Below are 15235 nucleotides of genomic sequence, written 5' to 3' on the forward strand. Positions count from 1 at the left end.
CCCTCACAGGACATCCGCATGGCCGCTTCCAGCTTGCTCGCCCTGATCGACGACATCGCGAGCGTGCTCGACGACGTGGCGCTGCTCACGAAGCTCGCCACCAAGAAGACCGCCGGCGTGCTCGGCGACGACCTGGCACTCAATGCGCAGCAGGTGACCGGTGTCGCGGCCGACCGCGAGTTGCCGGTCGTGTGGGCCGTGGCCAAGGGCTCGTTGAAGAACAAGGCGATCCTGGTGCCTCTGGCCTTGGCCATCAGTGCCGTCGTGCCCTGGGCCGTGACGCCGCTGCTGATGGTGGGCGGCGCCTTCCTCTGCTACGAAGGCTTCGAGAAGCTGGCGCACAAGTTCCTCCACTCGAAGGCGCAAGTCGACGCCCATCACGCCGAGCTGGCGAAGGCGGTGGCCGATCCGGCGGTGGATCTGGTGGCCTTCGAGAAGGACAAGGTCCGGGGGGCGGTGCGCACCGATTTCATCCTGTCGGCCGAGATCATCGCGATCACGTTGGGCACCGTGGCCGAGGCACCGTTCGTCACCCAGGTGTCGGTGCTGGTGGGCATCGCTGTGCTGATGACGGTGGGCGTCTATGGCTTCGTCGCGGGCATCGTCAAGCTCGACGACGGTGGCCTCTACCTGTGCCGCCAGACGGGCAGCGGTGCCTGGGCCCGCCTGCAGCGCAGCCTGGGGGCCGGCGTCCTGACGGCGGCGCCGTGGCTGATGAAGGGGCTGTCGATCGCCGGCACCGCGGCGATGTTCCTGGTCGGCGGCGGCATCCTGACGCATGGCCTCCCATCGCTGCACCCTGTCATCGAGGGTCTGGCCGCGCGGGTCGCGATGCTGCCCGGGATAGGCGGCGCCTTGCAGTCGGTCGTGCCGGCCTTGCTGAGCGGCTTGGCCGGCGTCGTGGCCGGGGCGCTGGTGCTGGCCGGCGTTAGCCTGGTGCGGCGCATCGCCGGCAGCGCGAAGGGCGGGGCGACGAAGCCGTCCGGTTAATCGGTAGCGGATTCGTCCGGCATACGGCCTGGAGGGAATGTGCCGCGTTTGCCGACGCCCTCCGTTCCACGCCGGATACCCGGCCGCGGGCAAATGGGAATCCCGGGCATGCAAAAGCCGCCCGCAGGCGGCTTGCTGGAGCAGCACGCACCGGGCGGGCCGGCACGTGAGCGCTGGTCAGATGGCGAAATCCTCGATCTTGCGGCCCGAAGCCAGAGCAGCCTTCAACCAGTTGGGTTGCAGGCCGCGCCCGCTCCAGGTATCGCCGGTGGCCGTGTTGCGATACTTGGCTGCCACCTTGCGGCCCACCGTGCCGTTGGCCTTGGGTGATTTTGATGGCTTGGCCGCCGATTTGCCGCGCCCGAGATCCGCCAAGGTGATGCCATGTTCGTTCATCAGCGCCTTGATCTTGGCGACGACCGCGGCATGTTCTTCGCGGCGCGCGGCCTCGATTTGCTCGGTGAGGGCCGCGGCCTGTTTTTCGAGCGCCGCCTTCTGGGAAATCAGGTCTTGATAAGTGGTCATTTCGACAACCAGCTCCATAGGAATGAATCGGAACAGGTGTCCTCCACCTGTTAGAAACATATTCTAGGCCTGGTTTTCGAATCCCGGCAATGCGACTACCGAGAGGAAACCCGGTCACGGCCCGGTTTTTGGTCGGGGTATGCCAATAATTACTTGTAACCGACGCGGTCGAGGATCTGCTGGACACGCGTTGAATTCAGGCCGACCACCGAGATGGGAATCAGCTCGGCCTTGAACGCCCCCATCGAGTCGAGCGCCGGGTTGGCGATCTTGACGCCCGGCACGACCGGATACTCGTTGTTGCCGTTCGCGAAGTAGGCTTGGGCCGAATCGGTCGCCAGATACTCCAGGAATTTGATACCCGCTTCGCGATTCTTGGCATGCCTGGCGAGCGCGCCGCCGGCAATGTTCACGTGGGCGCCCCAGCTCTGCTGGTTCGGAAACACGACTTCGATCTTCTCGACCACGGCCTTGTCCTCGGGTTTGTCGGACCTGAGCAGGCGTGCGAGGTAGTAGGTGTTGGTCAGCGCGACGGCGCATTCACCACTGGCCACGGCCTTGATCTGGTCGGTATCGCCGCCCTTGGGTGCGCGTGCCATGTTGTCGGCGACGCCCTTGAGCCAGGCCTCGGTCTTCTCGGCGCCGAGGTGCTCGTACATCGAGCCGAACAGCGAGAGGTTGTAGGGGTGCGAGCCGGAGCGTGTGCAGACCCTGCCCTTGTTCTTGGGGTCGGCGAGTTCCTCGTAGGTGTCCACGTCCTCGCGCTTGACGCCGGCCTTGTTGAACACGATGACGCGGGCGCGGGTCGAGAAGCCGAACCACTGCGAGCCCTTGCCGTCGTCCTTGCCGCGCAGTTGCGCGGGAATGCGCGCTTCGAGCACGCTCGACTTGACGGGCTGGAACAGGCCCTCGGCCTCGGCGGCGGTCAGGCGCGCCGCATCGACTAGCAGGACGACGTCGGCCGGGCTCGATGCGCCTTCGCTGCGCAGCCGCGCCAGCAGCCCGGCGTCATCGGTGTCGACGCGGTTGATCCTGATACCGGTCGCCTGGGTGAAGTTGGCATACAGCGCCTCGTCCGTCTGGTAGTGGCGAGCCGAGTAGAGGTTGAGCACCGGTGTCTGCGCCGAGGCCGTGAAGGCGGTGGCGAGTGCGGCGCAAGCCAAAGCCGTGTTGGCGAAGATCGAACGAACGGACATACAGGCTCCTTGTGTCAAGAAGCTGTCAGTATAAGAGCCAACGAGAATGATTCGCGTCTGCGGTGCCGCTGCTCCGGGCCGATGGGCCCGCTCCGGTACGCGCGACTCAGCTTGCCGGCGGCGGCACGTAGCCGGCCGGCTGCTCGGCGCCTGCCCCGAAGAAGAAGTTCTCCATCTGGCGCGCAAGGTACTGGCGGGCGCGCGCATCGGCCAGGTTCAGGCGGTTCTCGTTGACCAGCATCGTCTGGTGCTTGAGCCACTGCGCCCAGGCTTCCTTGCTGACGCTGTCGTAGATGCGCTTGCCGAGTTCGCCGGGGTAGGGCGCGAAGTCGAGTCCGTCGGCGTCCTTCTTCAGCAGGATGCAGTGCACGGTGCGGGCCATGAGGAACTCCTTCTTGTCGGGTCGGTGAAGCTCAGGCGAGCTTCTTCACCAGCACCAGCGAACGCCGGTCCCAGTTGTATTTGCGTTTGCGTGCTTCGGGCAGCCAGTCGGCATCGACCTGCGCGAAGCCGCGCTTGATGAACCAGTGCATCGTGCGCGTGGTCAGCACGAAGATGCTCGTGAGCCCGGCGGCCCGGGCGCGCTGCTCCACGCGCTTGAGGATGCGCTCGCCGTCGCCCTGGCCCTGCACGCTGTTGCTCACCGTCAGCGCCGCCATCTCGCCGGTGTGGGCCTCGGGGTAGGGGTAGAGCGCCGCGCAGCCGAAGATCACGCCGTCGTGCTCGATCACGGTGTAGTGGCCGATGTCGCGCTCGATCTCGGTGCGGTCGCGCTTGACCAGCGTGCCGTCGCGCTCGAACGGTTCGATGAGCTGCAGGATGCCGCCGATGTCGTCGGATGTCGCTTCGCGCAGGCTCTCGAGCTTTTCGTCGACCACCATCGTGCCGATGCCGTCGTGGGTGTAGACCTCGGTCAGCAGTGCGCCGTCGGCGTTGAACGGCAGGATGTGCGAGCGCTCGACGCCCCCCTCGCAGGCCTTGATGCAGTGGCGCAGGTAGAACGCGGTGTCGGTCGGCTGCGCCGGGTCGGGCAGTGCGGCGAGCAGGCGCTTGGCGTCGGCCAGCGCGAGTTCGGTATCGATCGCGCTTTCGGCGTCGGCGGGGTCTTCGCGCACGCCCGGGATCTCGGACAGGAACATCAGCTTGTCGGCCTGCAGCGCGATCGCGGTGCTGGTCGCCACGTCTTCCATCGTCAGGTTGAAGGCTTCGCCGGTCGGCGAGAAGCCGAACGGCGACAGCAGCACGATCGCGCCGATATCGATCGCGCGGCGGATCGCGGCGGCATCGACGCGCCGCACGATGCCGCTGTGCAGGAAGTTCACGCCGTCGACGATGCCCACCGGCCTCGCCGTCAGGAAGTTGCCTGACACCACGCGCACCGTCGCGTTGGCCATCGGCGTGTTCGGCAGGCCCTGCGAGAACGCGGCCTCGATCTCGAAGCGCAGCTGGCCGGCGGCCTCCTGCGCGCAGTCCAGCGCCACCGCGTCGGTGATGCGCAGGCCGTGACTGAAGTGTTCCGGGTGGCCCTTGGCGCGCAACTGCTCGCTGACCTGCGGGCGAAAGCCGTGCACCAGCACCAGCTTGATGCCCATCGCGTGCAGGATCGCCACGTCCTGCACGAAGGCGTTCAGCCTGCCCGCGGCGATGCCTTCGCCGGCCATTGCGACCACGAAGGTCTTGCCGCGGTACGCGTGGATGTAGGGCGCGACCGAGCGGAACCAGGGAACGAAGGTGTGGGGAAAGACGAGGTCCATGCGGGCTTCAGGAGGCTGCGCGGATTGTGCCGCACAGGGGGCGGCGCAGACTGCGGCAGGGCGAGCCGGCGCATTGACGCGAAGGCTGTGCGAGCGGACGATGCGGCACCACCCACCGCATTGGAGACGGCTCATGGATGCCTACACCACCCACGGCGCATTCAGCTGGTCCGAGCTGATGACGAAGGACGCCGCCGCGGCGACCCAGTTCTACGGCCCGCTGCTCGGATGGACCTTCGACACGATGAACATGCCGCATGGCGCGTACCACGTGATCAAGGTCGGCGACACCCCGGTGGGCGGCATCATGGGCCCGGCGCCCGACGCGCCGCCGATGCCGCCGGCCTGGGGCTGCTATGTCACCGTGAGCGACGTGGACGCGACGGCGGCCCGCGTCGGTGCACTCGGTGGCCGCGTGCTGGTGCCGCCGATGGACATCCCGGGCGTCGGCCGCTTCACCGTGATCGGCGATCCGCAGGGCGCAATACTCAACCTCATCACCTACGCGCCGCGCCCCGGCTGAACCGTGCTCTGCCGCGGGGCGCCGGATAATGCGCCCCAGTGAATTCGCCCTCCGTTGTTCCCGCGACGCGCTCCGCTCCCACGGCGCGCGCATTGCCCCCGATCACCTTTCCCGAAGCGCTGCCGGTCTCGGCGCGGCGCGACGAGATCGCGCGCGCGGTGCAGGCGCACCAGGTCGTCATCGTCTGCGGCGAAACCGGCTCCGGCAAGACCACGCAGTTGCCCAAGCTGATGCTCGCGCTGGGGCGCGGCAAGGCCAATGCCCAGCCTGGCGAGCGCGGCCGGCTGATCGGCCACACGCAGCCGCGCCGCATCGCCGCGAGTTCGGTCGCCAAGCGCATCGCCGAGGAGCTGGACACGCCGCTCGGCGAGGTGGTCGGCTACAAGGTGCGCTTCCAGGACCGCCTCACGCCGAACGCCTCGGTCAAGCTGATGACCGACGGCATCCTGCTCGCCGAGACGCAGATCGACCCGCTGCTGCTGGCCTACGACACGCTGATCATCGACGAAGCGCACGAGCGCTCGCTCAACATCGACTTCCTGCTCGGCTACCTGCGCCAGATCCTGCCGCGGCGGCCCGACTTGAAGATCATCGTGACCTCGGCGACCATCGACGCCGACCGCTTCGCGAAGCATTTCGCTGCGCCCCACCCGGCGCCGGGCCGCCCCAAGCCGGGCGGCGCCCCCCTGGGGGGCAGTGACGGCGCGGAGCGTGGGGCGTGGGGGTCGGACTTGATTCCGGCGCCGGTGATCCAGGTGAGTGGCCGGCTGTTCCCGGTCGAGCAGCGCTGGCGGCCGTTCGACGAGTCTCGCGAGCACGACCTGAACGACGCGATCGCCGACGCCGTCGACGAACTCTGGCGCGAAGGCAGCGGCGACGTGCTGGTGTTCCTGCCCGGCGAGCGCGAGATCCGCGAGGCCGCCGACCACCTGCGCAAGCACCTGCTCCAGCAGCACCGCGGCGGCCCGCAGCCCGAGATCCTGCCGCTGTTCGCGCGGCTGTCGCAGCCGGAGCAGGACCGCGTGTTCCAGGCCGGCAATGGGCGGCGCATCGTGCTGGCCACCAACGTGGCCGAGACCTCGCTCACGGTGCCCGGCATCCGCTACGTGGTCGACGCCGGCACCGCGCGCGTCAAGCGCTACAGCTACCGCAACAAGGTCGAGCAACTGCAGGTCGAACCTGTGAGCCAGGCGGCGGCCAACCAGCGCGCCGGCCGCTGCGGCCGCGTGGCCGACGGCATCTGCATCCGGCTCTACGACGAGAAGGACTACGCCGGCCGGCCCCGCTTCACCGACCCCGAGATCCTGCGCAGCTCGCTGGCCGGCGTGATCCTGCGCATGAAGGCGCTGGGGTTGGGGGACGTCGAGGCCTTCCCCTTTCTCGAGCCGCCACCGAAGAAGGCCGTCGCCGACGGCTACGCGCTGCTCAACGAACTGGGCGCGACCGACGACGCCAACGAGCTGACGGCCATCGGCAAGGAGCTCGCGAAGCTGCCGCTGGACCCGCGCATCGGCCGCATGATCCTCGCGGCGCGCGACCGGCAGGCGCTGGCCGAGGTGCTGGTGATCGCCAGCGCCCTGTCGGTGCAGGACGTGCGCGACCGCCCGCTGGAGCAGCAGCAGGCCGCCGACCAGAAGCACAAGCTGTTCGACGACGAGCGCTCCGAGTTCGTCGGCTACCTGAAGCTGTGGCTCTGGATCGAGGAAGGGCGAGGGCATGCGGTGGCCGCCGGGGCCACTCCCTCTCCCGCTCGCGCGGGAGAGGGCCGGGGCGAGGGCGGCCCGAGCCACAAGCTCAGCAACCGCCAGCAGGAGCAGCGGCTGCGCGAACACTTCATCAACCCGCGCCGCGTGCGCGAGTGGCGCGACATCCACTCGCAACTGCACACCGTGGTGGCCGAACACGGCTGGCGGCTCAACGGCGCGCCCGCCACCTACGAGCAGCTTCACCTGGCGATGCTGGCCGGCCTGCTGGGCAATGTCGGCTGCAAGAGCGACGACGAGGACTGGTACCTCGGTGCGCGCGGCATCAAGTTCTGGCGCCACCCCGGTGCACACCTGAGCAAGAAGCCGGGCCGCTGGCTGATCGCCGCCGAACTGGTGGAGACCACGCGGCTATTCGGCCGCGCGCTGGCGGCGATCGAGCCGCCGTGGATCGTGCAGGTGGCCGGCCACCTGCTGAAGAAGCAGCTGCTCGAGCCGCACTGGGAGAAGAAGGCGGCCGAGGTCGTCGCGCTCGAACGCGCCACGCTGTACGGGCTGGTGGTCTACAACAACAAACGGGTGAACTTCGGCAACGTCGACCCGGCGGCGGCGCGCGAGATCTTCATCCGCGAGGCGCTGGTCAACGGCGAGTGGGAGAGCCGCTTGCCCTTCCTGGCCCACAACCGCAAGCTGATCCGGCAGGTGGAAGACCTGGAACACAAGTCGCGCCGGCAGGACGTGCTGGTCGACGACGAGCTCATCTTCGCCTTCTACGACCAGCAACTGCCCAAGGACGTGTGCTCCGGCACGACGCTGGAACGCTGGTACCGCGCCGAGAGCCTGCAGCAGCCCAGGCTGCTGATGCTGACGAAGGACGAGCTGATGCGCCACGAGGCCGCGGGCATCACGACCGCGGCCTTCCCGAAGACCCTGCGCCTCGGCGGCATCGACTGCGAGGCGGCCTACCTGCACGAGCCCGGCGACAGCAAGGACGGCCTGACCGTCACCGTGCCGATCTATGCGCTGAACCAGGTGAACGAGGAGCGCTGCGAGTGGCTGGTGCCCGGCCTGCTGAAGGACAAGGTGCTGGCGCTGCTGAAGAGCCTGAACCAGAGGCCGCGCTCACGGCTGGTGCCGCTGCCCGAGTATGCGGCCGAGTTCTGCGAACTGACGCCGTTCGCGCAGGGCGGCCTGCTCGATGCCCTGCTGAAGGCGGTGCGCGAGCGCACCCAGATCGCGGTGCAGCGCAACGACTTCAAGCTCGAGACGCTGCAGCCGCACCTGTTCATGAACTTCCGCGTCGCCGACGAGCACGGCCGCCAGCTCGGCATGGGCCGCCACCTGCCGACGTTGAAAGCCGAGCTGGGCGCGCAGGCGCGGTCGGCCTTCCAGGCGCTGGCGGCCTTGAAGCTGGGGGGGGTGGAGCAGGCGGCGAGCCCGCCCTCACCCCAACCCTCTCCCGCCAGCGGGAGAGGGGGCCGCAGGGACTCTCTCCCTCTCCCGCTGGCGGGAGAGGGCCGGGGTGAGGGCACGCCACCTCCCGCCTCACCTCCGCAGCGCCACACCGCCTGGACCTTCGGCGAGCTCCCCGAGCTGATGGAGATCCGCCGCGGCGCGCAAAGCCTGGTCGGCTTCCCGGCGCTGATCGACAAGGGCGCGCACGTCGAGATCGAGGTCTTCGACGAGCCCGATGTCGCGGCAGCCCGGCACCGTGCCGGGCTGCGCCGCCTGATCGCGCTGCAGATCAAGGAGCCGCTCAAGTACCTGGAGAAGAACATCCCCGACCTGCCGCGCATGGCGGTCGCGTACATGGCGCTCGGCGGCAGTGCCGACGAACTGCGTGCGCAGATCGTCGACGTGGCGCTCGATCGTGCCTTCCTGGCCGACCCGCTGCCGGCCGACGCAGCGCGCTTCGCGAAGCGCATCGAGGAAGGGCGCACGCGGCTCAACCTCATTGCGCAGGAGGTCGCGCGCCTCGCGGCCACCGTGCTGGCCGAGCACGCCGCCGCCGCGCGCAAGCTCAAGGACACGCGGCCGGCAAAGGAGGCGGCCGACGACGCGGCGGCCCAGCTCACCCGCCTGTGCCCCAAACGCTTTCTCACCGACACCGGCTACGCGCAACTGCACCACCTGCCGCGCTACCTGAAGGGCATCACACTGCGGCTCGACAAGTGGCGCGCCGACCCGGCGCGCGACGCGGCACGCCTGGCCGAGCTGCGCCCGATCGAGCAGCGCTACCTGCGGCGGCTGGCCGAGCTCAAGGGCGCGGCCGACGCGCGGCTCGACGAGTTCCGCTGGCTGCTCGAAGAGCTGCGCGTGAGCCTGTTCGCGCAGGAGCTGCGCACGCCACAGCCGGTGAGCGCCAAGCGCCTGGAAAAGGCCTGGGCGCAGCTCAGCGCCTGAGCCGTGCCTTGCGTGCAAGGGGCGCTGGCTACAATCGGCGCTCAGTCGGGGCGTAGCGCAGCCTGGTAGCGCAACTGGTTTGGGACCAGTAGGTCGCGAGTTCGAATCCCGCCGCCCCGACCATATGAATCAAGTAGTTAGGTGATTTCTCGACGCTGCGATTTTCTAACGCCGAGGGATTCTTCTAACGCGGCAAGGTGTTGAGGTGCTGGGCGTGCATGTTCCGTGGCCGCACCGCCTCCTCAGGGCAGAGCGGCACGTGTGTGTATCCACACCGGCCACAGCGCGAGATAAGCATCGAGCGCGCCAAGGAGGCGGTCACCAATATCGACCGTGCCACCGCCGATCCACTCGAACACGGCCGTCGCTCCGACGAAGGCCCACGCTCGAGAAGTCACAACCGCGTTCATGTTGCGCGAGGTGGCGACAGAAGCGGCGAGAGCGGTAGGAATTCGCACGCGTCGCGGGGCAATTCCAAGCCGTCACGAAGGCGGCCCGGCTCGTTCCTACACTCCGCGCCATGCCCAACAGCACCCCGCATGCACCGGCCGTTCTGGCGCAAGCCACGACCACCGGCTACACGTCCGACGCACCGAAGCACCACGCGGTGACCTTGGCCCCCGACGAGCGTCCGCCGGCCTCCTACGGAACACTGGAGCTCATCGGATTCCTCGCCATTGCCGCAGCGGCGGGTGCGGTCTACGTCGGTGCTCGCAGAACCCGTCAGGACCGGCCAGGCAGCGCGAGCGTGGCACGCGACAAACCCAAGCCCCGCCGGGCTTCCAAGAGCTAGGGTCTGTGCAACCCGGGCATGAGCCTTCCCCGTTGGCGTGAACAGGCTCTAGTTGCCGGCGTGCGCGCAGCGGTCCTGCTCCAGCCCGGCGACGCCGTCGGCCTGTGAGCCGCCCTCGAGCAACTCGAACCGGCTCCAGTCCGGTAGCCGAGGAAAGGCCTGCAGATCGAGGTACTCGGGCTTGAACACGTCCACATCCCAGCCTTCATGCTCTGCGCTGTGCATGCGCATGGCGGGCTCGCCCTGCGCGTGCCGTGGGCGCAGGCTGATCAGCCAGCGGGCGATGTACACCCCCGGCAACAGGCGCCGGCGCGATCCGTCCCGGCAGGAGTAGCCCCAGACCATCGATCCCTGCTTGACGCGAATCCTGAGCCGCTCCGCTTCCATCGGCGCCCCCGTGCCACTCGATACCGCATTCTGGGAACTTCGGCGTCGGCGGTGCTTGCGCTCGATCAAGGTCGCGGGCGCTTTGTCCTCGGGTTCGTGCAAACGGCTGCAGGTTCTAAGCCAGATCCTCGTGCAAACAGAGGATGTTGCCTTCGGTGTCGAGGAACCATGCTGCCTTCTCGGCGCCGAGCACACACACGTGCTCGACGGTCTTGAGGCCCGGAAAATCGTAGTCCTCGAACACCACGCCGGCCTGCTTCAATGCGGTGATGCTGGCCGCGATGTCCTGGACCCGGAAGCTCACTGCCGTGTGGTCAGCCTTGGTGCCGCCCTCCTTCGGGAACAAGGCCAGTGTGGCGCCTGCGCAGTCGTAGGTGAACTTGCCATCGGGTTTCAGGCCCGCGGGCTTGAGGCCCAGCTTGCCTTCGTAGAACCGCCGGGCGCGGGCCAGATCCTTCACGGGCAACATGGTGGTCACGGGCGCATCGGTCAGCATGAGGATCCCCTGCAGTGGCGGCCAACAATTCTGCTCCCGGGCCGTCCCGTGCGGAAGGGGCGCTGGCGGGCCGGCTTCCCCTCAGCGGCCCGCCATGGCGCCGCGCCGCAGGGCGTGCAGCGGGAGCAGCAGCGACAGCAGGGTCCCGACGACCGCATGGCCGATGCCGAGTGCGGGGCGCAGGTCTTCCGGTGTGAAGTAATAGAGCACGTAGCCGCTCGCCGCGAGCGCTCCGCCCAGCGCACACAGCGCGACGCCGGTGCGCCGCTGCGAACCGCGGCGCGAGCGCAGGCGCGGATGATCGTGCGTCATGTGCCAGCCGCGCGGGACGTGCCTGGCGGCCAGCACGCCGGCGAAGAACAGCGACGCGAAGGCCGCGGCGCCATGCAGCCTCAGCAGCCAGGCTTCCAGCGGGTGCGGCAGTTCGCCGCGGCCGGCGCCGAGCCCGTAGTGGATCGCCAGCCAGACCAGCCCGCTGACGGTGAGCGCGGCGACGGTCCCGTACAGGCCGCGACGCTGCCAGGCCTCGAGTTCGTTCAGTGCAGCCATGCGATGCCTCCGTGGGCCGCCAGCAGCGGGTGCGAGGGGTCGTGCGCGAGCGCGACCACCTTGGTGAGCGCGTCGGCCCACACGCATTCGGGGGCGGCGACGCTCACGTGCGCAAGCGCTTCGCTGCGGTCCTGCGTGTGCAAGCGGGCGCGGCTGCCGGCGCCGTAGTGGCTGGTCGCGAACGCACCGTCGCCGAGGCGCCCGAACGGGCGCGCACCGCCGTGAGCCTCGTCGCGCACGGCGACCGGCAGGCTTGCCGACCCGAAGGCGCGCAGGTCGCCGCCGGCGTTCACCCAGCCGTGCGCCACACCGCTGCCGCGCAGCGTGTCGACCGCGCGGTCGACCGCGTAGCCTTTCGCGATGCCGCCGAGGTCGAGCTGCACGCGCGGGTCGGACTTGCGAAGCCGCAGACCCTCGATGCGCCAGGCGTGCGGCCGGCCCTGGCTGGCATCGAACAGCCCCTTGCTTTCGTGCTGCAGTTGCTGCGCAAGCGCGAGCACCGCGGCCGTTTGCCGGTGCACCGGCAGCACGGTTCCGTTCCGGGCTGCATTGAAGAGCGCGATGTCGCTGGCCGGCTCGAAGCGAGACATGCGGCGCTGCACCAGCGTGATCGCGGCGAAGGCGGCCTCGATCACGCCGGGCGGCGTGCCTTCGGCCACGCCGATCTCGACCAGCGTGCCGAGCAGGGGGCGCGCGCGGCGCAGCCAGCGGGGCGGGGTGTCCATGCTCAAAGCTGCCCCTGCCGCGCGGCGAGGTCCACGACCGCGACGATGCGGCGCACGCCCTCGGTGACGTGGCTGCAGCTGAGCGTGGCGCCGCTGATGTTGTTGATGTCTTCACCGATCCGGATCGGCGCGGCGACCGTCTTGCCGACGAACTGCCGTCGCCAGGCGGGCAGGCGGATCTCGTGGCCGTGGCTTTCGCGGTAGGACAGCACCTCGACCTGCTGCACGCGACCGTCTTTCGCAATGCCGACCGCATAGCTGATCAGCTCGAACTTGCCGACCACGTCGTCGACCACCACGTAGCCCAGGGTGTCGCTCCCCTGCAGCGCAATGCGCACGGACCAGCGCGCCGAGCGCGCCCGCGTGCCGCCGGCCTCGAGCTGGCGCAGTTGCTCGGCGCTGAGCGCGAGTTCGCGGGTCTCGAAGCGGTCGGCCGCCGGGAACATCAGCTTCTGGGCCTGTTCGGCGCTGAGATAGTCGACCGCGAAGGCGCCGGCCGGCGCGAGCGCCGACGCGACGGCGGTGGCCGCGATCTCGAACCGCACCTCAGAAGCTCCAGCCCAGGCCGAGGTCGAAGCGGTTGTTCAGCGTGTTCTCGCGGAAGCGCTGCACGTCGGCCTTCAGCACGACCCCCGGCGTGAGCTGGAAGTTCGCGCCGGCGCTGATCACCCGTTCTGTCGGCAGCGCATCGGGCGTCAGGCCCGCACCCAGGCTGGCGTACTGCCGGCCGGTGTTGAACTGTTCCCAGCGAACGAAGGGCGTGAGGGCGTAGTCCTCATGCGACCAGACCTTGTACGCGGCCTGCGTGTACCAGCCGTCGAAGCGTTTCGGGATCAGCGTCGGATTGCCGACGAGCGCCGCATTGAGCGCCGCGGTGTTCGTGATGCCGCCGCGGCTGTAGAGCGCGGACAGGTCCCAGCGCCCCGGTGTCCAGCGGGCATGCAGGTCCCACAGGGTGATGCGCGCGTCGGCAAAGCCGGCCTGGCTGTGCGTCGCGCCGCCGGTGAACAGCGAGCCGCCGAGCTGCAGGCCGGGGATGCCGCGCCAGTTGAGCGCGCCGAACACCGCCGGGTCGCGCGCCTTCGCGAGCTGCAGTTCCTGGTGCACCGAGCCCAGCGGGCTTTCCTGTCCCTCGGTGGAGCCGGCGTCCCACTTGGTCAGGTCGAAGCCGGTGCTGATGCCGGTCTGCAGCGTCAGGCCGTTGTCGAAGCTGCCGACGACCTGCACGCCGCCCTCGCGCCAGGTGCTGGGGATGATGGCAGTCTCGACGAAGTTGCGTTCGACGCCGTAGTAAGCCGTCGGCTCGTGGTTTTCGTTCAGCAAGCCGGCGGGTATGAGGAAGAGGCCGCCGCGCGCCGCCCAGGTGGGCGTGAACTGGCGCTCCACGTAGGCCTGCTCGACCTCGACTTCGCCGCTGTCGTCGCTGGAAGCGATCGCGTGCTCGACTTCGAGCTCGGCGACCACCTTGGTGCGCGCATCGAAGCGATGCTGGAAGCCCAGCACGAAGCGGCGCATGTCGGCCTGGGCTGCCTCGGCGGCCTTCGTCGGCCGGTTGTAGTTGATCTCGCCATAGCTCGACAGCACCGTGCTCGGCTCGGCCGGCGCGGGGGCTGCCGCGGGCGCCGGGGCCGGTGCCGCAGCGACGGCGGACACGGCCGGAGCTGCCGCCGGTGGGCTGGCTCTGTCCTGCGCACGTTGCGCCTGCAACTCCTGCAACTGCGCTTTGAGGGCAGCGAGCTCGCCAGCCAGCTGGTCGACCTTGCGAGCCAACTCCGCTTCGCTGGCCGTGGCGCCTTGGGCCTGTGCCGGTGTGTGCGCTCCGGCCATCAGGACCAGGCTGCAGGCGATTGCCCGGGAAGTTCTTTGCATGGGGAAAGGCTCCGAATCGAAGGGGGATGAGGGGGCTTGCCGGCTCACTGCGGGTAGCCGTCGTCGAGCGTTGCGAGGAACACGATCACGTCGTCGATCTCGGCATCGCTCAGGGCGGGAGCGTCGCCGGGGTGTCGGTTGTAGGGCACCTCGGTGGTGTTGACGTTCGCGTGCATCGACGCCGGCAGGTCGTCGAACTTCCGGGGTGTGCCGGTGCCGTCGAGCGGATACCACTTCTCGGGGTTGGTGTCGCGCTGCACGTAGAAGGTCAGCGCCTCCTTCAGCGTCTTGAAGCGGCCGTTGTGGAAGTACACCTGCCGCTGCGCGACGTTGCGCAGCGACGGCACCTTGAAGGCGCCGCACAGGTCGGTGCGTTGCGCGAGGTCGCCGCCCGCGCGCGCGCACAGGCCGAGGTCGTAGTAGGCCGGGTCGGCGTTGGCGGCGATCTCGGGGTTGCGCGGCACGCCGAGGTTGTCGTACGTGAAGTCGGTGAACAGCGGCAGCGAGCCATCCGAGCCGCGGGCCGACGGATGGCAGCCCGCGCAATTGCCCTTGGTGGGTGAATTGAACAGGGCGAGGCCGCGCATTTCCCGGTCGGTGAGCGTGATGCCGCCGCGCAGGAAGGCATCGTACTTGCTGGTGTAGGCGTGGAACTCCCCGTCTTCCTGCTCGTAGCGCTGCAGCGCAAGCGTCATGCGGTCGAAGGCGGCGGTGCTGTCGTCGAGGATGCTCGCGCCGAACACGGCCTTGAACTCGGCGATGTAGCTCGCCTGCGCAAGCCGGGACACCACCTCGGCCTTGTCGGCGTTGGCCATTTCGCGGGCATCGAGGAAGGGGCGGGCCGCCTGGTCCTGCAGCGAGCTCGCGCGGCCATCCCAGAAGAAGCCGCCGGTGGGCGTGCCCTCGTCGTCGAAGAAGAAGCTGGTGTTGCTCGCGAGGTAGCGGATCGACGGCGCCTGCCGCGTGCCCTGCCGGTCCATCAGCGGGCCGCCCAACTGGACGGCCAGCGCATTCGCCGGCGTGTGCGCATGCTGCGGGTCATGGCAGCTCGCGCAGGCCTGGCGGCCGGACGCGGACAGCGACACATCGCGAAAGATCTTCTCCCCGAGCGCTGCGGTGGGCGACAGCGCGCCCGAAGCCGAGTCTGCGCCCGACCCGCCGCCACCGCACGCGGCGAGGACCGTCGACACCACCCCGACCGCGAACACGCGCGGCCACCCCCTCCGTCGAAGCACGCCAACTCCCTCTCGCAGCCGCCGGGCTGCATTAATGATTACGAATGCAAATGAGAACGAATCGTATAGTAGATGGGAGCCAGGTCA

General features: G+C 69.0%; 15 protein-coding genes and 1 tRNA gene. 5 read left to right on the forward strand and 11 right to left on the reverse strand.

The features are described 5' to 3' along the window. The first annotated feature begins 18 nt into the window (after positions 1 to 18). Positions 19 to 990, forward strand: a complete 972-nt coding sequence (locus ACQY9S_RS03555; protein WP_428423191.1) for a DUF808 domain-containing protein — start codon at positions 19 to 21, stop codon at positions 988 to 990. 177 nt (positions 991 to 1167) lie between these two features. On the opposite strand, the gene ACQY9S_RS03560 is transcribed toward ACQY9S_RS03555, so the two are convergent. From ACQY9S_RS03560 to argA, 4 genes are all read right to left on the reverse strand, one after another. Next, on the reverse strand, positions 1168 to 1533 hold the full coding sequence (locus ACQY9S_RS03560; protein ID WP_428423192.1) for an H-NS family nucleoid-associated regulatory protein: 366 nt from the start codon (positions 1531 to 1533) through the stop codon (positions 1168 to 1170). 131 nt (positions 1534 to 1664) lie between these two features. Then, the gene (locus ACQY9S_RS03565) at positions 1665 to 2711 is read right to left on the reverse strand and encodes an extracellular solute-binding protein (protein ID WP_428423193.1); all 1047 of its coding nucleotides are present in this window, start codon (positions 2709 to 2711) and stop codon (positions 1665 to 1667) included. Between the two features lie 106 nt (positions 2712 to 2817). Continuing rightward, positions 2818 to 3093, reverse strand: coding sequence for an oxidative damage protection protein (locus ACQY9S_RS03570; RefSeq protein ID WP_428423194.1), 276 nt, complete (start codon positions 3091 to 3093; stop codon positions 2818 to 2820). A 31-nt stretch (positions 3094 to 3124) separates the two neighbouring features. Continuing rightward, positions 3125 to 4465 (reverse strand): amino-acid N-acetyltransferase, encoded by a 1341-nt coding sequence (argA, locus tag ACQY9S_RS03575; RefSeq protein ID WP_428423195.1) that lies wholly within the window; start codon positions 4463 to 4465, stop codon positions 3125 to 3127. 133 nt (positions 4466 to 4598) lie between these two features. Between argA and ACQY9S_RS03580 the strand changes: the two genes are divergently transcribed. The 4 genes from ACQY9S_RS03580 to ACQY9S_RS03595 all read left to right on the forward strand — a co-directional run bounded on the left by ACQY9S_RS03580 (position 4599) and on the right by ACQY9S_RS03595 (position 9887). Further along, on the forward strand, positions 4599 to 4988 hold the full coding sequence (locus tag ACQY9S_RS03580; protein ID WP_428423196.1) for a VOC family protein: 390 nt from the start codon (positions 4599 to 4601) through the stop codon (positions 4986 to 4988). A gap of 92 nt (positions 4989 to 5080) precedes the next feature. Continuing rightward, positions 5081 to 9094 carry an ATP-dependent RNA helicase HrpA gene (hrpA, locus tag ACQY9S_RS03585; RefSeq protein ID WP_428423197.1) on the forward strand — a complete coding sequence of 1338 codons (4014 nt, stop codon included), beginning with the start codon at positions 5081 to 5083 and terminating at the stop codon, positions 9092 to 9094. Positions 9095 to 9140: 46 nt separating this feature from the next. Beyond that, positions 9141 to 9217 (forward strand) — tRNA-Pro (locus ACQY9S_RS03590). 397 nt (positions 9218 to 9614) lie between these two features. Continuing rightward, complete coding sequence (locus ACQY9S_RS03595; RefSeq protein ID WP_428423198.1) at positions 9615 to 9887, forward strand: hypothetical protein; 273 nt, start codon at positions 9615 to 9617, stop codon at positions 9885 to 9887. Positions 9888 to 9935: 48 nt separating this feature from the next. Here the strand turns inward: ACQY9S_RS03595 and ACQY9S_RS03600 are convergent, their stop codons facing one another. The 7 genes from ACQY9S_RS03600 to ACQY9S_RS03630 all read right to left on the reverse strand — a co-directional run bounded on the left by ACQY9S_RS03600 (position 9936) and on the right by ACQY9S_RS03630 (position 15148). Next, positions 9936 to 10343, reverse strand: coding sequence for a hypothetical protein (locus tag ACQY9S_RS03600; protein ID WP_428423199.1), 408 nt, complete (start codon positions 10341 to 10343; stop codon positions 9936 to 9938). Positions 10344 to 10389: 46 nt separating this feature from the next. Next, complete coding sequence (locus ACQY9S_RS03605) at positions 10390 to 10770, reverse strand: VOC family protein (protein ID WP_428423200.1); 381 nt, start codon at positions 10768 to 10770, stop codon at positions 10390 to 10392. An 81-nt stretch (positions 10771 to 10851) separates the two neighbouring features. Then, complete coding sequence (locus ACQY9S_RS03610; protein ID WP_428423201.1) at positions 10852 to 11319, reverse strand: DUF4405 domain-containing protein; 468 nt, start codon at positions 11317 to 11319, stop codon at positions 10852 to 10854. Then, entirely contained in the window at positions 11307 to 12044 is a 738-nt protein-coding gene (locus tag ACQY9S_RS03615; RefSeq protein WP_428423202.1) for an FAD:protein FMN transferase, read from the reverse strand. The genes ACQY9S_RS03610 and ACQY9S_RS03615 overlap by 13 nt, the downstream gene beginning before the upstream one ends. A 2-nt stretch (positions 12045 to 12046) precedes the next feature. Beyond that, on the reverse strand, positions 12047 to 12589 hold the full coding sequence (locus ACQY9S_RS03620; protein WP_428423203.1) for an FMN-binding protein: 543 nt from the start codon (positions 12587 to 12589) through the stop codon (positions 12047 to 12049). A gap of 1 nt (position 12590) precedes the next feature. Further along, on the reverse strand, positions 12591 to 13913 hold the full coding sequence (locus ACQY9S_RS03625; protein WP_428423204.1) for a hypothetical protein: 1323 nt from the start codon (positions 13911 to 13913) through the stop codon (positions 12591 to 12593). Positions 13914 to 13957: 44 nt separating this feature from the next. After that, positions 13958 to 15148 (reverse strand): cytochrome-c peroxidase, encoded by a 1191-nt coding sequence (locus ACQY9S_RS03630; protein ID WP_428423205.1) that lies wholly within the window; start codon positions 15146 to 15148, stop codon positions 13958 to 13960. Positions 15149 to 15235 lie beyond the last annotated feature (87 nt).

The sequence above is a fragment of the Methylibium sp. genome (assembly GCF_965279545.1).
Lineage (GTDB): Bacteria > Pseudomonadota > Gammaproteobacteria > Burkholderiales > Burkholderiaceae_C > Methylibium.